Here is a 24,379-nt window from a genome sequence, read left to right as displayed (position 1 = left end):
CCGGTCCCCCCCACGAGTCACCTGGTGAACGGCACCCAAGGAGCCCCCGGATCGGGCCAGTTCGGCGGCCCCCACATCAGAGCGCCGTTCACCAGTCCGGGCTTGGCGCCCGTGACGAGGGAAGGTGCCGCGAGAGCGTCCTCCATCTCCTCCAGGTAGGTGGTCAGCGACTCGAACTCGGGCCAACGCTCCGCGTACCTGCTCCAGTGGCAGAGCTGTCCGGTCTCCGTGTCCAGATAGAGGCCATAGGTGTGGTCGCCGACACCGAACGAGCAGACCGGAATCCAGGAAGGCTTCCATATCGTGAACTCGTCGTCGCCGCCCTGCTGTTGGGAGAGCATCTGCTGCTGATGGAAGGCGATCACCGCGTCGGGGGTCATCAGGGCCTGGTTCTCCAGCAGGAACCCCGCCCCGGCGACACGGTGGACGCCCGCGCGCAGCCGCCACAGCGCCTTCAGCCCCGCCGGGACCTGGACGCCGAGTGCCGCCTCCAGTGCGGCGATCTCGTCCTCGGACGCGCCGGCCCTGAGCGACGCGTACGAAGCGGGGGCATGTTCGCGCAGCCATGACTCGATCCCCTGCCACGCGCGAGCCACTTGGCGTGCCCCCAGCTCTTCCAGGCGGGGGTCGGGCGCCTGTTCGTGGCCGTCCCCGCCGTCCCCGCCCTCCCCGCCGTCCTCGTCGGACTCGCCGACGAGCGACCGCGTTCCCTCGACGCTCCTGATCTGTACCTGTCCCTCCGTCAGCAGAGGAGGGCCGTAGGCGTAGCGCACGTTCAGTTCCGGGCAGTCCTCGAAGGTTTCACCGTCGATCCGAGCGGTGTAGAGGGACGGATCCTCCAGGGGAGTGCCCAGCAGCGGGTTGTCCTCAAGCTGAATGCACAGCACCTTCAGGGCGTATCCCACGCCTTGCCCCAGATCCTTGCAGCGCTCCTGTACGTCCGCCGGTATGTCAACAGCCAAAACAGTCTGCCCCTCGTCAGTCGCCGGATACCCAAGGCTCTCAGACTCGGCGGTGCGGGCGGCCGGTTCGCCCGGAAGCCGGAGCGGACGACGATCGTCACCTCTTCGGCCGAGCGTCGTTAGACGTATTGCCTCCGTCTTTGTCCACGGTCGGGGCATCTGTTCCGAGTGCCGGACCACCGTCCGTGGGAGTCGACGGGTGCGACGAATCGTTGAACCACTGGGGGAGGAACACGTGCTCGTACCGAAGGCCGTCAAGGCCGTGATCATGGCGAGCGCCGGCGCGGCGATCGTCTCCACGCCTCTGTACTGGCTGCTCGGCGGCCCTGACAGCGGCCAGTTGGCAGCCGCCTCCGTCCAGGGCGCGACCGGCGTCATCGCTCTGGCATGGAGTCTGCTCGCCCGGCCTGCCGTTCCCGGGCCCGCACCCGTTCCCGAGCCTGCACTCGCCCCCGCTGCCGCCCTCGCTGCCGGGCCTGCGCCCGCTTCTGAGTCCCGTGCGACGGAGGCCACCGATATCGCCGACGTCGCTGATGCCGCTGGTGTTGCTGATGCCACTGATGTCGCGACCGACACCGGACGGTCGAGCGCACGTGACGGGGGCCGGGCGATCAGTGGCGTGCTGCGCGAGAGCCGCGCCGATGGCAGGTCGGCCAGGGTCCAGCGGTCCGGGGACGCGATCGCGGAGGGCCCCGGCCTCGCTTGCTCGGGTGTCCACTGCCGCTGACCGGCCGACGACTGACGAGGGGCCCGCAAGGAAGCTTGGATGGCGGTGCGGAAGGACCAGCCCGGCGAGACGGACTCCCCTGAACAGGAAGAGGCACGGCCGCCGAACGGGACATCGAGCCAGCAGGCCAAGGACACGGGTGACGCGCACGCGGGACCGCACGCCATCGCCATCTCCGGCAATGTGCACTACACGGAGGGCCCCAGCGAGGAACTGATACGGACACTGCTGCATGCCCTCGACTCGTTGAAACCCGACGCACCGCCGAAGCCGGCCGGCCCGTCGCGGAAGACCGTTCCGTCACCGTCGGCCGATGTCCTTACGGGTGAGCACGACGATGCGTCACGGCCCTGCCCCGTGGCGCTCGACGGCAACGCACGGGAGCCGCGCCGCCTGCGGGAACTCCTGCGCGCGAGCCGGGTCACACGCCTGGCCGCGATTCTGCTCGCGGTCCTGCTCGCGGTGGCGATCGTGGTGGCGATCGCCGTTGTCGTCAGGACACATTCCTCTTCCGGGCCGGACGATCAGGGAGCCGCCAAACAGCCGGTCGAGCACACCCGCGGGCCGAGCGCGTCGCAGTCCCGCTCCGCCTCCGCGGCTCCCACGCGAACGCCTTCGCGGACGCCGCCCCGTGCTCCGGACGACCCGGACGACCCGGGCGGGACGACCGCCACTCCCGCGCCGAGGCCATCCCCGTCACCCAAGGCGTCGTCGGGGAACCCCGCACCCGGGCCGCCGCCCCCTCCCCGGCCACAGCGCCCGCCGGAGGAAACCGCCTCCGAGCCCACGACGCCCGACCAGGTACCGGGCAAGATCTTCATCGTCCGCGGACACGGCAACGAGATGAACGTCAACCTGACCGGTTTCGCGCCGGACGAGGACGTCACGATCTACGCGTACACCGACACGGACGCCACCGACGATCCGTACGACCAGAGGACCCACACCATCGACGCCGACGGCACCCGCGAGTTCGGCGCCTTCCCGATGGGGGCCTCCGGCGACTACTGGGTGGTCGCGCGGGGTGTCACCTCGAATATCCTCCCCTGGACGGGGCGCTGAGCGCTCCGCACCCCGTGGACGGAAGCTCACCGAGCCTCGCCCGGGTCCCTCCGCTCGGGGTGTCCGGTCAGCCCTGCCCGGACCCGTACTCACGAGTCCCCCACGGGGAGCCGTACGCGGTCAGCAGGTCCAGGAACGGGCGCGGCGGGAGCGCCTCGGGGCCGAGGACGCCGGTCCCGGTCCAGACCCCGCCCGCCATGAGTTCGAGCGCGACGACCGGATTGACCGCGGTCTGCCACACCACGGCCTGGGAACCGTACGTCCGCATCGACCACTGGTTGTCGACCACGTGGTAGAGGTACACCTCGCGCGGCCGGCCGTCCTTGACGCCCTTCACCCAGGTGCCCGCGCAGGTCTTCCCCGTCATCCGCTCGCCGAGCGTGGCAGGGTCAGGCAGGCAGGCGGCGACCACGTCACGCGGGGAGACCCGTACCGTGGCGCCGTCCGCGCCGCGGACCGTGACCGGCTCGGTCGCGTCCAGCCCCAGCGCGTGCAGGGTCTTCAGCTTGTCGATGAAGTCGTCGCCCAGCCCGTACTTGAAGGTGACCCGCCCGGCGTCCACCCAGCGCGGCACCAGCAGCACCTCCTCGTGTTCGACGTTGACGCACTCGACCGGGCCGATGCCCTCGGGGAAGTCGAAGACCTCCGGCTCGCTGAACGGCTCGGTGGTGAACCAGCCCCGCTCGCGCTCGTACACCACCGGCGGGTTCAGACATTCCTCGATGGTCGTCCAGATGCTGAACGACGGGGCGAAGTCGTATCCCTCGACGGTCAGGTTCGCCCCGTCGCGGATGCCGATCTCCTCGATCTCGTCGAAGAGTTCGTCGGCCGCGAACCGGGCGAAGACGTCGGACAGCCCTGGTTCCACCCCCATGCCGACCAGCGCCAGCCGGCCCGACTTCTCCCACGCGTCCGCTCGCGCGAACTGCTCCTGGCCCAGCGTGACCCCGCACCGCGCGTACGGCAGCGCGGCATGCGGCCGGGACAGTGACATCGCCATGTCCATGTAGTGGCTGCCCGCCGCGAGAGCGGCCTCGAACAGCGGCATCACGAACCGTGGATCGGTGGCGTTCAGCAGCACGTCGCACCGCTCCTCGGTGAGGAGGGCGACGACCGCGGCCTGGTCGGAGGCGTCGATCCGGCGCGCGGTGAACCGGCCCCCGTCGTCGTCCAGCGCGGCCACGGCCGCCTCGGCGCGCGCGAGGTCGTAATCGGCGACCACGAAGTGGCCGAAGAAGTCCCGGCGGGCCGCGATCCGGGTGATCGCGGTACCGACGCCACCGGCGCCGACAAGCAGAACACGCATGACGAACCCCTCTCTCGGTTCTCGGTGGGGTACGCGTGGGTCCGCGCCCCATGGGAGGGGATGAAAGCCGGGCGTGCGAGTTAAGGTCAATGGTGTTGGCATAAGAGCCGTGGGCGACCGCCCGGCGGGGCCGGGGCCGTCCGTCCCGGCAGGGGAGGCACACACCATGCCCAAAGAGGTGGTACCGGAAGAGGCGCGCAGACGGCGTCGCCCCACCCGGCGGGGAACCGTCCTGTCCGAGCGGCTGATCGTCGAGACCGCCCTGCGGATGCTGCGCGAACACGGCAGCGCCGGACTCACCGTCCGCCGCCTGGGCATCGCCCTCGGCGCCGATCCCAGCACCCTCTACCGGTACTTCGACGGCATGGACGGCCTCACCCTCGCCATCGGCGAGGAACTGATCGGCCGAGCCCTCGACGGCTGGACCGCCACCGGGGACTGGCGCACCGACCTGCGCGAACTCGGCCGGCGCATCCACGGCGCCTACCTCGCCCACCCGCAGGCCGCCGTGCTCACCGCCAGCCGCGTCACCGGCCGCCCGCGCGAGATCGCCGCCGACGAGGCCGTCCTCGGCATCCTGCGCACCGCCGGCTTCCCCGACCCCGACGCGGTCCTGATCTTCCACGCCTTCATCGACCAGAGCCTGGCCTTCGCGGCCCTCGACGCCGCCTCCCTGGCCCTGACCGACACCTCCCGCACCTCCGACGAACGGCAATGGGAGTCCACCTACGCCCGGCTGCCGGCCGAGAAGTACCCGCACATCGCCGCGACCGCCCAACTGCTCGCCGCCCGGATGAACCACAGCGCCTACCCGGCCGCCCTGGACATGCTGCTCGCCAGCGCGGACACCCGGCTCCGGGCGCTGCGCACCCGGTGACCGGGCCGGTGCGATCCCGGCGGTGGCGGTGTTCATCGGCCTCGTCGCCGAACGCGTCCCCGGGCGGGCCCCGCGTCACGGCAACGCGCGTGTGAGCCACACCACTTCACCGCTGTCGTCCGTGGACACGTGATCCCGCTCGAACCCGAGCTTCTCGAGGACACGGAGCGACGGTGTGTTCCACGCGCCGACGGTCGACCAGAGCCGCTTCCGCCCGGTCGCGACAGCGGCGTCGAGCACCGCGCCGGCCGCCTCGGTGGCGTAGCCACGCCCGTGCGCGCGCCGGAACAACTCATACGCGATTTCGGGCTCCTCCACGGTGGAGCGGCCGATGATCAACCCGCAGTAGCCGATGAAGTCGCCTTCGTCCCGGCGCTGGATGGGCAGCAGGGCGATCCCCGTTGTCGCCGTCGCGGCGAGCAGCTTCGCGATGGACGTCCGGCTGTGCTCGACCGTGGGCGTCCCATTGCCGCGTTCGGAGAGGAGGGCAGAGAACTCGGCGGCGTCCGACTCGGCCCACGGCCGCAGTGTCAGCCGCTCGGTCTCAAGGTGGAACGGCATCGTCCGATACGTAGACATGCCCCTGACTCTGCCCCACGGGTCACCACGAACGACAGCCGGAGCATGTCTTCGCCGGCGTCGTGACGCGGGCGCGGGCGCATTCCTTTCGCCGCGACAGGTCCGTGACGGGAAGAAAAGTTCGGGACGTTGGCCCGCGGGGTCGTCGAACGCGACGAGCCCACACCGGCCGACGGCCGGAGGCGGGGAAGAGGGGGCGCAGGGCGGTCGATCGCCTGCCGGGGGTGTGGGCGAGGGAGGTAACTGGTCTAAACTCCCCGGATTCTCCCCAGCGCCGGTCCTGAGCACCGACCGGCGCGGGCCGTTGGGCGGAAGCCGCTAGGCGAGAGGTCATATGTTCACTACCCGTCCCACCCTCCAGGGCACCTTCGGCATGGTCTCCTCCACCCACTGGCTCGCCTCGCAGTCCGCGATGGCTGTCCTGGAGGACGGCGGCAACGCCTACGACGCCGCCGTCGCCGCCGGATTCGTCCTGCATGTCGTCGAGCCCCATCTCAACGGACCCGGCGGTGAGGTGCCGATCATCCTCGCGCCCGCCGGCGGCGAGGTACGGGTCCTCTGCGGTCAGGGCCCGGCTCCCGCGGGCGCGACCATCGGGCACTACCGCTCGCTCGGACTCGAACTCGTCCCCGGCACCGGGCCACTGGCCGCCGCCGTACCGGGCGCCTTCGACGCCTGGATGCTCCTGCTGCGCGACCACGGCACCAAGTCCCTGGCGCAGGTGCTGCGTTACGCCATCGGCTACGCGGAGGACGGCCACGCCCCCGTCGAACGGGTCGGCGAGACCGTCGAGAGCGTCCGTGAACTCTTCGAGACGGAGTGGACCTCGTCCGCGGACGTCTACCTCCCCGGCGGCAAGGCACCCGCGCCCGGCGAGCTGTTCCGCAATCCCGCGCTCGCCGCGACCTGGCGCCGGCTGACAGCGGAGGCCGAGGAAGCCGGTGGCGCGGACCGGGTGGCCCAGATCGAGGCCGCCAGAGCGGTCTGGCGTACGGGCTTCATCGCCGAGGCCCTGGTCGCGCACTCCGCCCGCCCCACCATGGACACCAGCGGCGCCCGTCACACCGGCACCCTCACCGCCGCCGACCTGGCGGACTGGTCCGCGACCTACGAGGCGCCCGCCACCTACGACTGGAACGGCTGGACCCTGTGCAAGGCCGGCGGCTGGAGCCAGGGCCCCGTCCTCCTCCAGCAGCTCGCCCTGCTGCCCTCCCGCGCGGCCGAACTGCCCCGCTACGGCTCGGCGGAGTACGTCCATCTCCTGATCGAGGGCTGCAAGCTCGCCATGGCGGACCGGGAGGCGTGGTACGGCGACGCCGCCGCCGAGGGCACCCCGCTCGCGGCACTGCTGTCGGAGCCGTACAACACCGCGCGCCGCGCCCTCATCGGCGAGCGCGCCTCGTACGAGCTGCGCCCCGGCAGCCCCGGGGGACGCGCACCCGCGCTCAGCGGCCACGCGACGGCCGTCGCCGCGGGCGAGCCCGGCTTCGACCCGCTCGGGATCCCCGGCGCGGGGGAGCCGACCGTGGCCAAGGACGGCGCCACCCGGGGCGACACCTGCCACCTCGACATCGTCGACCGCTGGGGCAACATGATCGCCGCCACCCCCAGCGGCGGCTGGCTCCAGTCCAACCCGGTCGTGCCCGAGCTGGGCTTCCCGCTCGGTACCCGGCTTCAGATGGCCTGGCTGGACCCCGGGCTGCCGAACTCACTGACCCCGGGCCGCAGGCCCCGTACCACCCTCACCCCGTCCCTCGCGCTGCGCGACGGCGTACCGGTACTGGCCTTCGGCACGCCGGGCGGCGACCAGCAGGACCAGTGGCAGCTCCACTTCTTCCTGGCACTCGCCCTGCGGCCGTCCGTACGGGGCGGACTCGATCTCCAGGGCGCCATCGACGCGCCCAACTGGCACAACGACAGCTTCCCCGGCTCCTTCTTCCCGCGCGGTATGCGCCCCGGCAGCGTGACCGTGGAGTCCCGGATGGGCCAGGAGGTCATCGAGGAACTGCGCCGCCGGGGCCACGAGGTCACCGTCGGCGATCCCTGGTCGGAGGGACGGCTCTGCGCGGTCGCCAGGGATCCGGAGACCGGCATCCTCTCGGCCGCGGCCAACCCGCGCGGCATGCAGGGGTACGCCGTGGGCCGTTGAGCGCCGCCCGGCGACGGCCGCGGCCGGGCCGTCGCCCCCGGGACCGTCTCCGGTCCCCGGCCGTCCACCGTCCCGTCATACGGCCCGGCACGCGCCAGGCCCGCCGGGCGTGGTTGGCTGGGGGCATGATCGATGACTCTGTGTACGGAACGGTTCCCCTCCCGGGGGCGGCCCGCGGCCCGCGCGTGTCCGCCGTCGAGGAGGCGCTACGGGCAGCCGCCGCCGCGGAGATCATGCCGCGCTTCCGCCAGCTCGCCGCGCACGAGATCGTCGAGAAGCACGGCCCGCACGATCTGGTGACGGTCGCGGACCGGGGCGCGGAAGAACATCTCACCGCCGCCCTCACCGCGCTGCTCCCGGGCTCCGTCGTGGTCGGTGAGGAGGCGGTGCACGCGGACCCGACGCTGTACGAGGCGCTGCGCGGCGACGCGCCCGTATGGATCGTCGACCCGGTCGACGGCACCCGCCCGTTCGTCCGCGGCGAGCGGGGCTTCTGCACGCTCGTCGCCCTCGCGCAGGGCGGCGAGGTGCTGGCGTCCTGGACGTACGCGGCGGCGCTGGACGAGATGGCGATCGCCGTACGCGGCCGGGGCGCCACCCTCGACGGTGTCCCCCTGCACACCGGAGCACCCACGCCCGGCGCGGCGCTCCATGTCGCGATGTCCCACCCCGACTACACCACCGACGAGCAGAAACACGCACTCCTGGGGCTGCGCACCGAGGGCATCGAAGCCCGCCCGTGCGGCTCCGCGGGGCTCGAATACCTGGGCGTGGCGCGGGGCGCGCTCGACGCCGTGGCGTTCAACTGGGAGCTGGCCTGGGACCACGCGGCGGGCCTCCTGCTGGTCGAGGAGGCGGGCGGCGCCCAGCTGACGCTCACGGGCGAGCGGTTCCGTATCACGGGCGACAACGCGCTGCCCTTCACGGCGGCCAGGGATACGGCGACGGCCGAGCGGGTACGGGAACGGCTGCTCGCCGGAGGCTGAGCGTCGTCACCGCCGGTGCGCCCGACCACATACCGCCGGTACGTCGTCACCGCCGGTATGTGGCCGGGCGGGCCGGTACGCCGTCACGCCCCGGTCGTGCCCGTACGCCGTCAGGCGTCGCCGTCCAGCACCGCGCGTACGTCCCGTACCAGCGTGCCCGCCGCCTCCACCGCCGGCGCGTCCAGCGCCCGGAGCGCCGCCGCGACCCGGTGCGCGAAGTCCGGCGGCGTGTGCGGCAGCGCGGCGGCTGTCGCGAGCGCGCCCTTCTCGTTGAGGCACCAGACCCGGTGGTGGGCGAGGAGGGCCTGTACGAGGATCCCGAAGGCCCGGGACAGGCACAGCGACACGTACAGCGCGTCGCCCGCGCCCGCGCCTCCGCCCCCGTCCTCGTCCCGCCGGAGCCCGCCGCCTTGCGGGCCGCCGCCACCGAGAAGTCCGCCTCCCAGACCGCCCCGGTGAGCGCGGTCCGCAGCGGCTCCGGATAGCGGCGCGCCGCCGCCCGCAGCGCCGTCAACTCGCCCTCCGCGTCCGCCAGTACGCGGCAGAGGGCGACCTCCCCTGCGTACGCGGGCGACCAGAAGCCGAGCGGATGGCCCGGCTGCGTGCCGATCTCGAACCGGCCTTCCCGGCACTCCGCCCAGACGCGTTCCACCCGGTCCAGATCCCGCAGGATCCAGTCCACCGCGACCCCGTCGACGGAGAGCCAGGCGCCGCCGTTCACCCACGGACCCCAGCCGCCGGGGCCCGCGACCTCCACCGGGGAGCCGGTCACCTCGGCGGCCAGCGCCGCGAGCGCGGCGACGTCCGGTTCGCCGCGGTAGTAGACGCCCAGGTCCCAGTCGGAGTCCGGGCGGTGCGTGCCCCGGGCGCGGCTGCCGCCGAGGGCCACGGCGCGTACGCCGCGCACGGACATCAGGCGTGTCGCCATCGCTTCGATCGTCGCGTTCATCGTCGCGGACAGTACCGGGGTTCGGGCTGTCAGTGCCCGGGAATATCCTGGGGCTCCTTGCCATCGGCTGACAAAGGAGTCCGAAGGTGACCTCGATGCTCGATGCCGTCGTCGTGGGGGCGGGCCCCAATGGGCTGACCGCCGCGGTCGAGCTGGCCAGGCGTGGATTCTCCGTGGCCGTGTTCGAGGCCAAGGACACCGTGGGGGGCGGCGCCAGGACGGAAGAGCTGACGCTCCCCGGATTCCGCCACGACCCCTGCTCCGCCGTCCATCCGCTGGGCGCGGGATCGCCCGTCTTCAAGACGATGCCGCTCGCCCGGTACGGGCTGGACTGGCTCCATCCCGAGCTGCCGATGGCGCATCCCTTCGACGACGGGACGGCGGCCGTGCTGTCGCGCTCCGTCGCCGAGACGGCCGCGTCGTTCGGGCCGCGCGACGCGGGCGCGTACCGCCGGCTCGTCGCTCCGTTCCTCGGCAAATGGGACAGTCTGGCGCGGGACTTCATGTCCCTGCCGTCGACCGCGCTGCCGCGCGACCCCGTCACCCTGGCGCGGTTCGGTCTCACCGGACTGCCGCCGTCCACCTGGCTGGCCCGCCGGTTCCGCGACGAGAAGGCGAAGGGCCTGTTCGCCGGACTCGTCGCGCATGTCATCGCCCCGCTGAACGGGTTCGCGACCGGCGCCGTCGGTCTGGTCTTCGCGCTCGCCGCCCACGCGGGCGGCTGGCCGATGCCCCGCGGTGGTTCCCAGTCGGTCTCGGACGCCCTCACCGCGTACCTCCGCGACCTGGGGGGCGCGGTCCACACCGGTTACGAGGTCAAGCGGCTGGACGATCTGCCGCCGGCCCGCGCGTATGTCTTCGACACCTCACCGACCGCCCTGGCCAGGATCGCCGGCCTCGGCAGGGCGTACGACGGCTACCGGTACGGCGCGAGCGCCTTCAAGATCGACTACGCGCTGGACGGGCCCGTGCCCTGGACGGCCGAGGAGCCCAGACGGGCCGGCACGGTCCAGATCGGCCCCACCAGCGGGGAGATCGGCACCGCGCTGCGCCAGGCCGCGGGCGGACAGGCGCCGCCGACGCCGTTCCTGATCACCGCGCAGCCCAGCCTCGTCGACCCGTCCCGCGCGCCCGAGGGCAAGCATGTCTTCTGGGCGTACGGCCATGTCCCGAACGGCTGGCGGGGCGACCTCACGGACGCTGTCGAGCGGCAGATAGAACGCTTCGCGCCCGGCTTCCGCGACCGCGTCCTGGCCCGCGCCACCGCGGGCCCGCCCGAGCTGGCCGCCCGTAACGCCAACTATGTGGGCGGGGACATCGCGTGCGGCGCCGCCTCGGGGCTCCAGCTGCTGCTGCGCCCGAAGATCTCCCTCTTCCCATACGCCACCCCGCACCCCGCGGTCTTCCTCTGCTCGTCCGCGACCCCGCCGGGGCCGGGGGTGCACGGGATGTCCGGGCACAACGCGGCGAAGGCGGTGTGGCGAAAGCTGCGCGCCGTCTGAGCCGACTCCCGCGCCGACCCGGCGGCTGCCGAGCCGCGCCCCCCCGTGACCCGGCGGCTGTCGCCCCCCGTGACCCGACGGCCGTCGAGCCGCCACCGAGCCGCCGCTGAGCAGGGCCCGTACCGGGTCCGAGGAGGCCATGCGCATGACGAACCTGACTCTCGTCCTCGGAGACCTCCTCGAGCAGCGTGCCGAGGCGCTCGTCAACGCCGCGAACTCCCAGCTGGTGGGCGGCAGCCGTGACAGCGTCGACGGCCTGATCCACGCCCGCGCCGGGCGGGCCCTCACGAAGGCGTGCGGTGAGCTGCGCGAAACCCGCTACGGCCGCGGGCTGGCCACCGGACAGTCCGCCGCCACCACCGCGGGCCGCCTCCAGGCCCTCTGGGTGATCCACACAGTGGGACCGCGCTGGGACAGATACGACGACCGGTCGAGCCTGCTCGCCTCCTGCTACCGCACGTCGCTGGAGGTCGCGGCCGAGCTGGGGGCACGCACGGTCGCGATGCCCGCCATCTCCACCGGCAACCACCGGTGGCCGCTGGACGACGCCGCCCGGATCGCCGTGCGCACGGTCAGGGAGACCCTCGCGGCCTGGGAGACCATGGAGAAGGCGCAGGGTCCGGGGAAGGCGGCGGATCTGAGGACGCGGGCGAGAGTGGCCGGAGCGCGGACCATCGAGGAGGTGCGGTTCGTGCTTTTCAACCAGCGGGCGTACACGGCGTTCGAGACGGCGATGGCGGCCCTGGAGAGGTGAGTCCCGCCGAAGGCTGATGTCGGATTCCTGCCAGCCGGGAGCCGCCGTGTCACGGATGCTGGAGACATGTACACCGATACCGAGCGCTGTGTGCGGGCCGTGCGGTCCAAGGACGCGCGGTTCGACGGGTGGTTCTTCACCGCGGTCCTGACCACCGGGATCTACTGCCGGCCCAGCTGTCCCGTCGTACCGCCCAAGGCCGAGAACATGACCTTCTACCCCAGCGCCGCCGCCTGCCAGCAGGCCGGGTTCCGCGCCTGCAAACGGTGCCGGCCCGACACCAGCCCCGGTTCGCCGGAGTGGAACGCCCGTGCCGACGCCGTCGCCCGCGCCGTGCGGCTCATCCAGGACGGTGTCGTCGACCGCGAGGGTGTCCCCGGACTGGCCGGGCGGCTCGGCTACTCAGCGCGCCAGATCGAACGGCAGCTCCTCGCCGAACTGGGCGCCGGACCGCTCGCCCTGGCCCGCGCCCAGCGCGCGCAGACCGCCCGGCTGCTGATCGAGACGACCGGCCTCCCCATGGCGGACATCGCCTTCGCGGCCGGCTTCTCCTCGATCCGGGCCTTCAACGACACCGTTCGCGAGGTGTTCGCACTGTCGCCGAGCGAACTGCGCGCGCGTGGCGCCCGCGGTACACGCGGCGCCCGCGGTACACGCGGTACGGACCCGGCCGGTACGAGCGGCGCGCGCGGTACGGACGGTACGGCGCCGACGGCCACCCCCGGGGTGATCTCGCTGCGGCTGCCGTTCCGGGCGCCCCTCAACCCGGACAACCTCTTCGGACATCTCGCCGCGACCGCGGTACCGGGCGTCGAGGAGTGGCGGGACGGCGCGTACCGCCGCACACTCTCCCTGCCGTACGGACACGGCATCGTCGCGCTCAGCCCGCGCCCCGACCACATCGCGTGCCGGCTCTCGCTCACCGATCCGCGCGATCTCACGCTCGCCATCAGCAGCTGCCGCCGGATGCTCGACCTGGACGCCGACCCCGTGGCCGTCGACGAACAACTGCGCGCCGACCCGCTGCTGACCCCCTTGGTCGACAAGGCGCCGGGGCGGCGCGTGCCCCGTACCGTCGACGCCGCCGAGTTCGCCGTGCGCGCCGTGCTGGGCCAGCAGGTCTCCACCGCCGCGGCCCGCACCCACGCGGCCCGGCTGGTCACGGCGCACGGCGTGCCGGTCGACGACCCCGAGGGCGGGCTCACCCATCTCTTCCCGTCCCCGGAGGCGCTGGCCGCGCTCGACCCCGAGGCGCTGGCCCTGCCGCGCACCAGACGCACCACCCTCACCACGCTCGTCGCGGCCCTCGCCGACGGCTCGCTCCGGCTCGGCCCGGACAGCGACTGGGACCGGGCGCGGGAACAGCTCATCGCCATGCCCGGATTCGGGCCGTGGACGGTCGAGGTGATCGCCATGCGCGCGCTCGGCGACCCCGACGCGTTCCTGCCCACGGACCTCGGCATGCGCCGGGCCGCGGCGGGCCTCGGTCTGCCGTCGACACCCGCCGCGCTCACCGCGCGCGCCGCCGCGTGGCGGCCCTGGCGGGCGTATGCCGTGCAGTATCTGTGGGCCACCGAGGACCACGCCATCAACCATCTGCCTGTGTAAGGAAGTTCGCCATGACAGACACGACAGACACGACCGACGCGACACTTCCGGCACCTACGACAGCCATGACACCTACGACACCTACGACAGCGACGACAGCCACGACAGCGGAACGAGGACGGCGCGTCGTCCACACCGTGATCGACAGCCCCTACGGACCACTGACTCTGGTCGCCACCGACGGCACGCTGAGCGGCCTCTATATGGTCGGCCAGCGGCATCGCCCGCCCGAGGAGACCTTCGGGGAACCGGATCCGAGGCCTTTCCACGAGGTGGTGCGCCAACTCGGCGCGTACTTCGACGGCGAGCTGACCGAGTTCGATCTGCCCCTGCGGATGAACGGCACGCCGTTCCAGCGCGAGGTCTGGGGCCAGCTCCAGCGCATCCCGTACGGCGAGACGCGTTCGTACGGCGAACTGGCCGAGCTCCTCGGCAAACCGGGCGCCTCGCGCGCGGTGGGACTGGCCAACGGCAAGAACCCGGTCGGCATCATCGTGCCCTGCCACCGGGTGATCGGCTCGACCGGCGGACTCACCGGCTACGGCGGCGGTCTGGACCGCAAGCAGCGACTGCTGGTCTTCGAGGGAGCGGCGGCCGAGCCCGTGGCCACCGCCACGCTCTTCTGACGACGCCACCCCGGTCGCCCCTGTCGGTCAGCCGGGGTGGAACCTCTTCAGCAGCGCGGGCAACGCCGTACCGATCGGCTCGCGGACGATCTCGTCGGCCCGGTCGTCGTACGGCGTCGGCTCCGCGTTGACGATGATCAGCCGGGCTCCATGGTCGGCGGCGATCCCCGCGAGCGAGGCGGCCGGCTGCACCTGAAGGGTCGTACCGACCGCGAGGAACACCTCGCACGCCTTGGCGATCGCCATCGACTGGGCCAGCACCTCGGGGTCGAGCCGCTCGCCGAACATCACCGTCGCCGACTTGAGGATCCCGCCGCACTCCGGACAGCGCGGGTCCGGCTCACCCGCCGCGACCCGCGCGAGCGCCTCCTCCATCGAGGAGCGCGCATGGCACCCCGTACAGCTCACCGAGCGTGCTGTGCCGTGGAGTTCGAGCACCTTGCGGGCGGGAAGGCCGGCCAGCTGATGGAGGCCGTCCACATTCTGCGTGATCACCCGGACCGCCGTCCCCGCCCGCGCCAGCTCGGCCACCGCCCGGTGCGCGGCATTGGGCTCGGCGCTCAGCGTGGCGCTCTCGCTCCGCATCCGCCAGGAGCGGCGGCGGATCTCCGGGTCCGACATGTACGAGTCGTACGTGACGAGCTTCTCGGCGCCGGGATCGCGCCGCCACAGCCCGTTGGGCCCGCGGTAGTCGGGGATGCCGGAGTCCGTGGAGATCCCGGCGCCGCTGAGGATCGCGACGAGAGTCATGCCGCGAGGGTACGCAGCGACGCCGGGGGCGGCGAACGGATTGCCCGCCGGTCAGGGGAGCTTCACCGGCCCCCGGCCGGCACCGTCTGCCGGGCTTCACCGGCTCCCGGCCGCCACCGCTTTCCCGGCGTCACCGGCCCCCGGCCGGCACCGGCTTCCCGGCGTCACCGGCGCGGTACGGGCCCCACCGGCGGCGGTGTCACGGGCGCGAAGGGGTTCGGGGTCAGCCCCGTCCAGCGGTGCAGGACCGCGCGGCCGGTCTGCTGGGTGACGCCGTCGACCTGGACCGTGCCGGCCTCGGCCACGTAGTGGCGGCCACCGCCCAGCGAGATCAGCCCGTACTGTCCGGCCGACTCCCAGCCGTACACCCCGGAGCCGGTGTCATGCAGCCCGCGCGGCAGGAGCGTCAGCAACTGGCCGCGCTCGGAGGGCCGCTGACCCGGGACGGTGCCGGGTACGGGCCGCTTCGAGCCGTCGAGGACGAAGAGCGAGTAGTTCGGGAAGCCCGGCTTGGTGCCCTTGTACACGGCCATCAGCCAGTTGCCGCTGTCCGTGTCGTACTCCAGGTTCTGCACGCCGTACGTGGTGTTCCCGGTGTACGCGAAGTACTTGCCGTCGGGGGAGGAAGGGCCGCTCGTGTGCGGGGCGTCCTCCGTCAGCGGGCGCTCGTACTGCTTCCACCGCCGGACGTCGTACTGGAGCAGGACCTGATTGTCGTTGTCCTGGCGGCCGGTGTGGGCGTAGACCCCGTACGCGACGGTCAGTCTCGTACCGCCCTCGCGGTCGAAGGAGGGCCCGAACGCGACGCCGTCGATGCCACTGCACCCGTACCGGTGGTCGGGGGTGTTGGCGGTGTCGCCGTCGAAGACGCCGTCGCCGTTCATGTCGGCCGTGTAGTCCTCCACGACCTCCTGGAGATGGACGGTGGAGACCACGTCGGTGGACGCGGCGTCCATGTTCATCCGCGTGATGCGGTCGCCGTCGAAGACCGCGATGTAGAACGCCTTCGCGGCCTTGTACTCCAGCGAGCCGTAGACCCGCCCGTCGTCCTCGTTGAAGTCCAGGTCACCGAGGTGTCCGGTGAAGCCGGTGACGGAACCGAGGGGCTTGCCGGCCAGATCCGTCTTCACCAGGAGGTTGGTGAAGGAGAAGTACATACGGCCCTTGCGCCGGTCGATGGCCATGCCCTGGAGATGGCCGGACTGCCATGTACCGCCGTCGATACGGGCGGGCAGTGCGGCGGGACGGCCGGGCAGGGAGGCGGGCAGGGAAGTGGGGCGGGCGGGTGGCGCGGCCTCGGAGGGGGACAGGGCCCGCGCCGTGCCGACGTCGACCCCGGCGACGACGGCCGATACGACGACCACGGACATGAACAGGGCCGCGAACCGGCCGCGCGGGTGCCTTCGCATGATGCCTCCGAGTCCTGGGACTCCAGGATGATGCCGGGCGGCCGTGCACGGAGGGCCAACGTGGAATGAACGTGAGGGAACCGCCCCTGACGGTCCCTCACGTATGACGGCCTCTCACCCACCCCGCCCAGCAGCGCCCAAGTCAGGCCGAGCGCAGTGCGATGGCCTCGCTCAGTGCGGACTGCTCCGGGGCGGGCAGCCGCTTCTCGGCGTGGAGCATGCGCAGGGCGGTGGTGAGGCGCTCCTCGTCCTCGGGTGCGCCGAGGCTGCCCATATAGGCGGGGAGGAGCAGGCTCAGCGCTTCGAGATCGGCGCGTGCGCACAGCCGCGTCAGCAGGGCGTGGACGGGATCGTCCGCCGTCGGCGCGTCGTCGGTGGCCCGCAGCCCTCTCGCGACGCAGAGCCGGACCCATTCCCGGTACGGGCCGGGCGGTACGTCGTCGAGATGCCCGGCCGCCGACCGGAAGTGCGTACGGGCCGGCCCTGGCCGGCCGAGCGCGAGCTGCGCACGGCCCATGTTGCCGTGCAGGGAGGCGTAGAAGCCGCGGACGCGGTCGTCGCCGACCCGGTCGGCGCGGGTCAGACACTCCTGGTTCCAGCGCAGAGTCTCCTCCGGGGTCGGCTGGTGGCGGGCGAGGTAGTGCGCGGCGACGCACGCCTCGTAGTCGTCCGCGGCCGCTTCCCAGGCCCGGAGGAACAGCTCGCGCGCGTCGGCCTCCCGGCCCTCGGTCTCTGCCGTCATGCCCTGCGCGCAGAGCCGTACGACGGGGTTCTCGGGGTCCATGACCTCTCCTCATTTCCTCAGTGGTGCGATGCGTCACGCCGACGGGGGCGGACGGCGCGGTCGGATGGCGCGGTCGGACGGTGGGTCAGAAGGCAGGGGCGCCAGGGCTGCCGACGCTGACGAGGCCGACGGGCATCACCAGGGTGGTGAAGCTGCCCTGGTCGGCGGAGCGCACCACCACGGGCTCGGTGGCGGAGGCGATCTCCAGCAGGACATCGGGTCCGACGCTCGCCTCCAGGGCCGGGGCCAGTACGGCGGGGTCGAAGCCGATGGGCGGGGGCTGCTCGCCGGGGCAGACGGCGGGCAGAGCCGTGGCCCGCGAGTCATCGGGCAGGGAGACGGTCACCTCGTCCTCGCCCAGCCGCAGCACGATCGCCGGTGCCTCGCCGCAGTCGTTGACGGCGTCGAGCAGGGCGGTCCGGTCCACGACCAGCCGGTGCCGGGCCGGTGTCAGCGCGGACAGCATCTCCCGGTACGCGGGGAACAGGGCGGCCGAGACGGGGAGTTCGCGGGACGCCGTGCCCGCCGTCTCGTGGAGCGTGGCCCCGTCCGGGCCCGCCTCGATCGTCACGGCGGCGCACCGCGCCGCCCAGGCCCCGATCCCGGGCAGGGAACCGGCCGTCAGCAGCAGCCGGCGAGCGGGCCCCTCGACCGCCCCCACCGGTCTCAGGACCCGCGTCGACAGCCGGTAGCGGTCGGTGGCGACCAGCCGGACCTCACCGTCCTCGATCTCGACGAGGACGCAGCCGAGTTCCGGGTGCTCCGGGTCGTGCCCGGCGGCCGGCACGACCTGGCGGAAGGCGCTCGCCAGCTCCACGCCCCCGAGCCGTACGAGCGTGACGGCCCCGCTCGCGGTCCCGTCCCCCGCCCCGGCCCCGGGTTCCACGCGCGTTCCGTCGCCCGGCAGGGACCGCAGCACCGCCTCGATCGTGGCGTCGGCCGTCCGCGTCCGGTCCCGTACGGTGTTCCGGTGCCGCTCCAGCACGGCGCGGGCCTCGTCCTCGTCGCCGTCGAGCACGACGGTGACCTCGGCCAGCGGCAGCCCCGCCGCCCGCAGACTCCGCAGCAGCCGGGCCCGGATGTCCTGGTCGGGGCGGTAGAAGCGGTAGCCCGTCGTCGTATCGACGTGCGCGGGCCGCAGCACACCGCAGTCGTCGTAGAAACGCAGTGCGCTCGGCGCGAGGCCGACGCGCCGGGCGAAGGCGCTGATGCCCAGGAGGTGAGCGGTGCCGTTGGTGTCGAGGTCCATGCCGGCGATTGTCGACGTTCAGGCAACCTGAAGGTCAACTCGCCGCCGAAACTCCTCCCTGGAACCCCTGCCCGGAACCCTTTTCCGGCCCCCGGACCGCCACGCCCGGCCCCCGGGCCGCCACGCCCGGCCCCCGGGCCGCCACGCCCGGCCCCCGGACCGCCACCCCCGGCTCCCGGGCCGCCCTCACGCCGGTGACGACGGGCCGGGCCCGGCCCGGTGCCCGTTCTCCAGCTCCACCGCGCCCGCGCCGGAATCCAGTACGTCGAGCGCGGCCAGTACCCGCAGTCCGAGCGAGCCCGGCAGAAACGCCGGGATCTCGGCGCGGTCGAGCAGCCGCCACGACAGCAACTCCTCCTCCTGGATCCGGATCGCCGCCAGCCGCTCCTCGTCCAGCACCCCGCCGTCGTACAGATACGCGGCGATCGGCGGCCGGGCCCGCCCCTGCACCCAGTCGATCGCCAGCAGCCGTCCCGGCTCGATGTCGAGGCCGATCTCCTCGAGGGTCTCCCGCCGGGCGCCCTGACGAGGGGTCTCGCCGTCGTCGGACTCGATGGTCCCGCCGGGCAGCGCCCAGCCGTCCCGGTAGTTGGGCTCGACGATCAGTACGCGCCCCGCGCCGTCCCTGAACAGCACGGCCGCGCCGGCGAGGACGCGGGGCAGACCCGCGATGTACGCGGCATAGTCGGTATCGGTCCCGGTATCCGTATCGGTGTGTGTCACACGGGAAAGCCTAGGGCGTCTCCTCTGTTCAAGGAGCGTCACGCACGTGGGTGCCCATAGGCGCACAAGGGTGGCCTATGGGCACGGAGCCGCCGTGCGGATAGGGTCGGGGACGGCGCGACTGCCTGTTCGAAGAGCAAAGGGATACATGGTGACGGACGGAGCAGCAACGGAGGCCGCACGCGTGCTCATCGCGGCGGACAAGTTCAAGGGCTCACTCACGGCCGTACAGGTCGCGGAGCGGGTGACGGCGGGACTGCGTCGGATCGTCCCCGAGGTGGCGGTCGAGACCCTGCCCGTCGCGGACGGTGGCGACGGTACGGTCGCGGCGGCCGTGGCCGCCGGATTCGAGCGACGCGAGGTACGGGTCACCGGCCCGCTCGGCGACGAGCTGACCGCGGCCTTCGCGCTGCGCGACGGGACGGCCGTCGTCGAGATGGCGGAGGCCTCGGGCCTCCAGTGCCTGCCCGACGGCGTGTTCGCGCCGCTGACGGCGACCACCTACGGCTCCGGCGAACTGCTGCGCGCCGCGCTGGACGCGGGCGCGCGCGTCATCGTCTTCGGCGTCGGCGGCAGCGCCACGACGGACGGCGGCGCGGGGATGCTCGCGGCGCTCGGCGCCCGCTTCCTGGACGCGGCCGGGCAGCCGGTCGGACCGGGCGGCGGCGGGCTGCGCGACCTGGCCACCGCCGACCTCTCCGGCCTGGACGAACGTCTCGCCCGGACGGAGATCGTTCTCGCCAGCGATGTCGACAATCCGCTGACCGGTCCCAAGGGCGCCCCCGCGGTCTACGGGCCGCAGAAGGGCGCGAGCCCGGAGGATGTCGCCACCCTCGACGCGGCCCTCGCCCACTACGCCACGGTCCTGGAGGCGGCCATCGGCTCCCGTGCCGCCGATCTCGCCCTCTCGCCGGGCGCGGGAGCGGCCGGCGGTATCGGCTACGGCGCGCTGGTCGGCCTCGGCGCGGGCTTCCGTCCCGGGATCGAGGTCATGCTCGACGTACTGGGCTTCGCCGACGCCCTCTCCCGGGCGACCCTCGTCATCACGGGCGAGGGCTCCCTGGACGAGCAGACCCTGCACGGCAAGGCCCCGGCGGGCGTCGCGGCGGCGGCCCGCGCGCGGCACATCGAGGTCATCGCGGTCTGCGGCCGGCTGACGCTCCCTCCGGAGGCGCTGGGCAGGGCGGGTATCCGCCGCGCCTACGCCCTCAGCGGGCTGGAACCGGATCCGGCCGTCTCCATGGCGCAGGCGGGCCCGCTGCTGGAACGCCTCGCGACGGAGATCGCGCGGGACTTCCTGCTCTGAGCGGTACTTCCCGCACTGAGCGGGACTTCCCGCTCAGAGCCCAGCCGGTCAACGGGACTGCGGCAACGGGACTGCGAGGACAGGCCCTGGGCCAGGGCCTAAGGTCGGGGTGTGCGAATACGGGAAGCGCGCCCCGACGAGGCACCCGCGCTGAGCGCGCTGGTGCTGCGCTCCAAGGCGCACTGGGGTTACGACGAAGCGTTCCTGGCCGCCTGCCGTGACGAACTGACCATCTCCAGCGGGGAGGTGACGGCCCGTCGGCTGGCGGTCGCCGAGGACGAGACATCGGGGGAGGCCCTGGGCGTCGCCTCGCTGGAGGGCCGGGCCCCGGACGGCACGCTCGGCCTGCTCTTCGTCGAACCCCGTGCGATCGGCCGGGGCATCGGCCGCGCACTGTACGCCCATGTCCTGGACAGGGCTCGCGAGTTGGGCTTCGAGCGGCTGACCATCGACTCCGACCCGCACGCGGTGGACTTCTACCGGGCACTGGGCGCGCGGCCCGTCCCCGGCGGGGGCACGCTGTCCCGGCTGCTGGTGGAACCGCCTCCGCGCAGGGCCTGGGTACAGGCCTGGACGCGTGGACTGCGCACCGTACAACTCGGCAACGGCGCGGAGTTCCAGGCGCAGTTCGGTGCGCTGACCCCGCTCGCGCTCCGGGCGAGCGGACACTACTCCTGCCTGGCCGTGCTGGGCAGTCCGCACCCGGCCGCGGTCGTGCTCCAGGTGACGGTGCCACCGGGCTGGGCCGAGCTTCTGTGCCGCCAACTGGCCTGGGATTCGGTGGAGGTGTACGACGGCCTCACCGCCGTCCGGTCCCGCCACGCCGACGGGGTCCCCGAGGCCGACGAGGCCCCCCGCCCCGTGCTCGCCGCCTCGGTCCTCGCACGCCCCGCCCTCACCCGTCGGCTGCGCGGGCTCGGGCTGCCCTTCGTACCGTGGGGGCACACGGGGCCGTCCGGTGAGCTGTCCGGGGAGCCCCTCCCGCCCGGGGCGCTGCGCTACGAGTCCAAGAGCGCGGCCAACGGCCTCTTCCGGCGGCTGGCCCCCGCGCATCCCGCCATCACCGTGGCCGTTCAGCGGACGGCGGCCAATCGGCGCGAGGCGGCCCGGCTGCTCCTCGCACTGGTCCGCTCCGGCGCGGGCGGTGTCGTCAAGACCGAGCATGGCGTGGGAGGTTCGGGTACCCGCGTGGTCAGATCCCTACGGGCTCTGCTGCCGGTGCTGCGCGCACTGCCCCGGGGCCCGCTCCTCGTGGAGGACTACGTGGCGGACGCGACGGACGGCTCCGTGCCGGAACAGGGCGACAGCCCGCGCGACCTCACCTACGACGGCCTCGTGGACATGGCCGGCGTGGTGCACGACGTCGGCGCCGCGCGCATGGACGTGGCGGGCACGGCGTACCGGGGAGCGACCGTCGGCCCCGGGGCCGTCCCGGGCCGGGCCGCCTCGGTCGCCCTGCGGTTCGGGCACGCCGTCGGCCTCGAACTAGCCGCGAGCGGCTACCGCGGCTGGTACGACGTCGATTTCGTGACCGCCACGGCCGGCCGGCTCGCACCGACGGAGATCAATCTGCGGCTGACGGGACCGTCCGTCGCCTTCATGGTGAAGGCCCGCCTCGATGAGACCAGGGGCGGCGATCATCTCGTACGCTCCCTGGACCACATCCCGCTCGGCGCCCGGCTCCCGGACGCCGAACTCCTGCCGTGGCTTCGGGAACTGACGGAGCGTTGTGCCGGGAGCGGGGCGGTGTTCGTGCCCTCGATCCCCACGGCCGCCTTCGACCCCGCCCCGTTTCTGGGGGTCGTGCTGGCCGCCCGCACGGCGGACCGTCTCGACGCGGCCGAGGCGCTGGTCCGCGGCGCGGCTCAGGACCTCGGCAGGATCTTCGCCGACGCCGCCCGGACCAGCGGCCCCGGCGGCTCCTCCCGGCGGCGCCGCTCCTTCCGCCCCGGACGCTCCTCCCGGCCCTGGCGCTCCTCACGCCCCTGACGGTCCTCACGGCCCTGACGGTCCTCCCGGCCCTGGCGCCCCTCCTCGCCTCGCCGCTCCTCCGCGTCCCGCCGCTCCTACCGGTCCCGCTCTCTGACGGCGGGCAGTGACGCCACCATCCAGATCACCACGATCAGCGCCGCGATCATCAAGGGCACATTGAAGGCGTAGACGAGAGCCGCCTGCTGCGGCCAGTCGGTCTTGGCGGTCAGCCGGTAGAGGTTGTCCTGCGGCCACCAGGCCACCAGCAGGTAGACGATCGCCAGATGGGCCGCCGTCGTCAGCCCCCGGGACTCGCTCCGTCGCAGCATCACCCCCCGGCCCGCCACCAGGAACCCCATCCCGACGCCGAACGCGAGCCACTCGGCCAGATAGAGCAGGACGAACAGCGCGTTCCACGGCCCCGGCACCCCGGTCAGATCCGTGGCGCCGGGGAAGATCACGCCGGTGAGCGCGCCGGCGAGAAATGCGGAGCAGACCCCGACCAGGGCGGCGACCGCGGCCTCGTTCACGTCGTCGCCCGCCCCGCTCTTGCCGCTCGCCCGCACGGCCCCCGGGATCGGTGGCAGCGGCAGCTCCGCCCGGTCCACCTTCCCGGCCGCGTTCAGCGGCAGCTTCTTGAGGCGCACCACCGCCGCGGGGACGTCCCCCGCCGGGACCAGGCCGGTGAGCCCGGCCCGCAGGGAGGCGGCCTCCGGTGCGGCCCCGAACGGAGCCCCGGCGCTCGGCACCACGAACGCGATCAGACGGCTCCCGGTGCGGCCCCGGTCCCCGGTGATGACCACGTCCTGGATGTGGGGGTGGTCGGCCAGCGCCGTCTCCACCCGGTAGGTGTCGACCGTCCTGCCGTCGATCGTGACCCGGTCGGCCGTCCTGCCGCGGTACTCCAGCGGCCCTTCGCCCTGCCGCCGGCCGATGTCACCGGTGGGGACCGCGTCGCCGCCCTCCGGAGGGGTGAGCCATATCCGCCCCTTCCGCAGCTCGGCCGCGCCCCCGGGGAACGGCAGCCCCAGATACGCGGCACGCTCCGGATACGCCACGGGACCGGGCAGCTGCTCGGGCTCGAACCAGGTACCGCAGCCGGCGACCTCCGCCGTCCCGTACACACTCAGCACACGCGCCCCGACGGCCGGCAGCAGCCCCTGGAGCCGCAGCTGCTCATCGAGGCGCAGCGGTGCGCCGCCCACCGCGAGCAGACGCAGCGACGGCAGCTCCTCGTCCAGCAGCGCGGCCGCGGTCGCGGGGTTCATGTCGGCGACCGTGATCCGCCTGGCGGTGATCCGGCCGGCCGTGACCGGACCTTCGGAGAGCACCAGCGTCGCACCCGAGCACAGGGCGCGTATCCAGCCGCCGGTGAACTCGACGGCCGCGGGCGGCGCGGTCACCAGCAGCCGGTCCTCCGGCGACAGCCCGTAGACCTGGGACCAGGCGGCGTACGCGGCGAGCAGCCGGTCGTGCCCGGTGGCGACGGCCGTGCGGCTGCCCGTCGTCCCGGCCGTGAACAGCACGGCGGCCGGTCCGCCGGACGTACGGCCCGCCGCGTCGCGCGGGGCGGCTTCCGTCTGGGCGATGTCCGCCGCGGCGGTGTCCAGGCAGATGGCCGTCCGGCCGCGGCCGTCGTCGACCCGGGGGAGCAGCGATGTGTTCGTGATGACGGCCTCGGCGTGGGCGAGACCGAGTAACCGGTGCAGCTCCCGGGCCGGCGTTCCCGGGTCCACGACGGCGTACGCGTGGCCCGCCTTCAGTACGGCGAGGATCGCCACCAGCACCTCGGCCGGGCGTTGCGCACAGATGGCGACGGTGGATCCGGAATCCGGCAGTCCGCCGTTCGTGGCGAGATACGCGGCCAGTCGCCCGGCCTCGGCGTCCAGCCGCTCATAACCGATCCGGTCACTGTCGGTGACGACGGCGATATGGTCGGGCGTCAGCCGTGCCCGTTCTTCGAAAAGCTGATGTATCGATCCCCCGGTCATGGCGGTCGATCATTCCAGAGGGGCAGGGCCCGCGGAAGAGGGAGCACACCGGAAAGGGCCCGGACGCGCGCACGCGTCCGGGCCCTTCACGATCATTCGCCGCACGGCG

At 73.2% G+C, this 24,379-nt stretch carries 20 protein-coding genes and 1 pseudogene; 11 read left to right on the top strand and 10 right to left on the bottom strand.

Annotation, left to right across the window (positions count from 1 at the left end; genetic code table 11):
• Window positions 1-17 precede the first annotated feature (17 nt).
• A complete protein-coding gene (locus tag ACIOGX_RS15815) occupies window positions 18-962 on the bottom strand; it encodes an SMI1/KNR4 family protein (protein ID WP_401913603.1) in 945 nt (314 codons plus the stop codon).
• A 235-nt stretch (window positions 963-1,197) separates the two neighbouring features.
• On the opposite strand from ACIOGX_RS15815, the gene ACIOGX_RS15810 reads away from it, so the two are divergent.
• On the top strand, window positions 1,198-1,689 hold the full coding sequence (locus ACIOGX_RS15810) for a hypothetical protein (protein WP_401913600.1): 492 nt from the start codon (window positions 1,198-1,200) through the stop codon (window positions 1,687-1,689).
• A gap of 39 nt (window positions 1,690-1,728) precedes the next feature.
• Window positions 1,729-2,751, top strand: a complete 1,023-nt coding sequence (locus ACIOGX_RS15805) for a hypothetical protein (protein ID WP_401913598.1) — start codon at window positions 1,729-1,731, stop codon at window positions 2,749-2,751.
• Window positions 2,752-2,818: 67 nt separating this feature from the next.
• Here the strand turns inward: ACIOGX_RS15805 and ACIOGX_RS15800 are convergent, their stop codons facing one another.
• A complete protein-coding gene (locus tag ACIOGX_RS15800; protein WP_401913595.1) occupies window positions 2,819-4,057 on the bottom strand; it encodes a saccharopine dehydrogenase family protein in 1,239 nt (412 codons plus the stop codon).
• Window positions 4,058-4,223: 166 nt separating this feature from the next.
• Here ACIOGX_RS15800 and ACIOGX_RS15795 point away from each other — a divergent pair, with 166 nt between their 5' ends.
• Entirely contained in the window at window positions 4,224-4,934 is a 711-nt protein-coding gene (locus ACIOGX_RS15795) for a TetR/AcrR family transcriptional regulator (RefSeq protein ID WP_401766488.1), read from the top strand.
• Between the two features lie 75 nt (window positions 4,935-5,009).
• Here ACIOGX_RS15795 and ACIOGX_RS15790 read toward each other — a convergent pair whose 3' ends face one another.
• On the bottom strand, window positions 5,010-5,513 hold the full coding sequence (locus ACIOGX_RS15790; RefSeq protein ID WP_401766490.1) for a GNAT family N-acetyltransferase: 504 nt from the start codon (window positions 5,511-5,513) through the stop codon (window positions 5,010-5,012).
• A gap of 334 nt (window positions 5,514-5,847) precedes the next feature.
• Here ACIOGX_RS15790 and ACIOGX_RS15785 point away from each other — a divergent pair, with 334 nt between their 5' ends.
• Together ACIOGX_RS15785 and ACIOGX_RS15780 are read left to right on the top strand one after the other, a co-directional pair.
• A complete protein-coding gene (locus tag ACIOGX_RS15785; RefSeq protein WP_401913592.1) occupies window positions 5,848-7,662 on the top strand; it encodes a gamma-glutamyltransferase family protein in 1,815 nt (604 codons plus the stop codon).
• Window positions 7,663-7,787: 125 nt separating this feature from the next.
• On the top strand, window positions 7,788-8,648 hold the full coding sequence (locus ACIOGX_RS15780) for an inositol monophosphatase family protein (protein WP_356510160.1): 861 nt from the start codon (window positions 7,788-7,790) through the stop codon (window positions 8,646-8,648).
• Window positions 8,649-8,758: 110 nt separating this feature from the next.
• Here ACIOGX_RS15780 and ACIOGX_RS15775 read toward each other — a convergent pair.
• Window positions 8,759-9,597 (bottom strand): annotated as a pseudogene (locus ACIOGX_RS15775) (nucleotidyltransferase domain-containing protein).
• 86 nt (window positions 9,598-9,683) lie between these two features.
• Between ACIOGX_RS15775 and ACIOGX_RS15770 the strand changes: the two are divergent.
• The 4 genes from ACIOGX_RS15770 to ACIOGX_RS15755 all read left to right on the top strand — a co-directional run bounded on the left by ACIOGX_RS15770 (window position 9,684) and on the right by ACIOGX_RS15755 (window position 14,087).
• On the top strand, window positions 9,684-11,099 hold the full coding sequence (locus ACIOGX_RS15770) for an NAD(P)/FAD-dependent oxidoreductase (RefSeq protein ID WP_356510156.1): 1,416 nt from the start codon (window positions 9,684-9,686) through the stop codon (window positions 11,097-11,099).
• Between the two features lie 145 nt (window positions 11,100-11,244).
• Window positions 11,245-11,853, top strand: a complete 609-nt coding sequence (locus ACIOGX_RS15765; protein WP_401766499.1) for a macro domain-containing protein — start codon at window positions 11,245-11,247, stop codon at window positions 11,851-11,853.
• 66 nt (window positions 11,854-11,919) lie between these two features.
• Window positions 11,920-13,461 (top strand): AlkA N-terminal domain-containing protein, encoded by a 1,542-nt coding sequence (locus ACIOGX_RS15760; protein WP_401913587.1) that lies wholly within the window; start codon window positions 11,920-11,922, stop codon window positions 13,459-13,461.
• A gap of 65 nt (window positions 13,462-13,526) precedes the next feature.
• On the top strand, window positions 13,527-14,087 hold the full coding sequence (locus ACIOGX_RS15755; RefSeq protein WP_401914213.1) for a methylated-DNA--[protein]-cysteine S-methyltransferase: 561 nt from the start codon (window positions 13,527-13,529) through the stop codon (window positions 14,085-14,087).
• A 27-nt stretch (window positions 14,088-14,114) separates the two neighbouring features.
• Here ACIOGX_RS15755 and ACIOGX_RS15750 read toward each other — a convergent pair whose 3' ends face one another.
• From ACIOGX_RS15750 to ACIOGX_RS15730, 5 genes are all read right to left on the bottom strand, one after another.
• The gene (locus ACIOGX_RS15750) at window positions 14,115-14,837 is read right to left on the bottom strand and encodes a Sir2 family NAD-dependent protein deacetylase (protein ID WP_356510148.1); all 723 of its coding nucleotides are present in this window, start codon (window positions 14,835-14,837) and stop codon (window positions 14,115-14,117) included.
• Window positions 14,838-15,001: 164 nt separating this feature from the next.
• Window positions 15,002-16,246: a hypothetical protein gene (locus ACIOGX_RS15745; protein ID WP_401913584.1), complete on the bottom strand. Its 1,245-nt coding sequence runs from the start codon at window positions 16,244-16,246 to the stop codon at window positions 15,002-15,004.
• A 142-nt stretch (window positions 16,247-16,388) separates the two neighbouring features.
• Window positions 16,389-17,030, bottom strand: coding sequence for a hypothetical protein (locus ACIOGX_RS15740; protein ID WP_356510144.1), 642 nt, complete (start codon window positions 17,028-17,030; stop codon window positions 16,389-16,391).
• 85 nt (window positions 17,031-17,115) lie between these two features.
• Complete coding sequence (locus ACIOGX_RS15735; protein WP_401913581.1) at window positions 17,116-18,279, bottom strand: MerR family transcriptional regulator; 1,164 nt, start codon at window positions 18,277-18,279, stop codon at window positions 17,116-17,118.
• A 186-nt stretch (window positions 18,280-18,465) separates the two neighbouring features.
• Entirely contained in the window at window positions 18,466-19,002 is a 537-nt protein-coding gene (locus tag ACIOGX_RS15730; protein WP_401913578.1) for an NUDIX domain-containing protein, read from the bottom strand.
• Window positions 19,003-19,150: 148 nt separating this feature from the next.
• On the opposite strand from ACIOGX_RS15730, the gene ACIOGX_RS15725 reads away from it, so the two are divergent.
• Both ACIOGX_RS15725 and ACIOGX_RS15720 read left to right on the top strand, forming a co-directional pair.
• Entirely contained in the window at window positions 19,151-20,308 is a 1,158-nt protein-coding gene (locus ACIOGX_RS15725) for a glycerate kinase (RefSeq protein ID WP_356510138.1), read from the top strand.
• A gap of 111 nt (window positions 20,309-20,419) precedes the next feature.
• Complete coding sequence (locus tag ACIOGX_RS15720) at window positions 20,420-22,297, top strand: GNAT family N-acetyltransferase (RefSeq protein ID WP_401913574.1); 1,878 nt, start codon at window positions 20,420-20,422, stop codon at window positions 22,295-22,297.
• Window positions 22,298-22,374: 77 nt separating this feature from the next.
• Here the strand turns inward: ACIOGX_RS15720 and ACIOGX_RS15715 are convergent, their stop codons facing one another.
• On the bottom strand, window positions 22,375-24,270 hold the full coding sequence (locus ACIOGX_RS15715) for an AMP-binding protein (protein WP_401913571.1): 1,896 nt from the start codon (window positions 24,268-24,270) through the stop codon (window positions 22,375-22,377).
• Window positions 24,271-24,379: the final 109 nt, after the last annotated feature.

Origin of the sequence: Streptomyces sp. NPDC088147, assembly GCF_044741565.1 — a bacterium.
GTDB lineage: Bacteria > Actinomycetota > Actinomycetes > Streptomycetales > Streptomycetaceae > Streptomyces.
The sequence above is the reverse complement of the archived record's forward strand: the minus strand, read 5'-3'. Positions and strand labels throughout refer to the sequence as shown.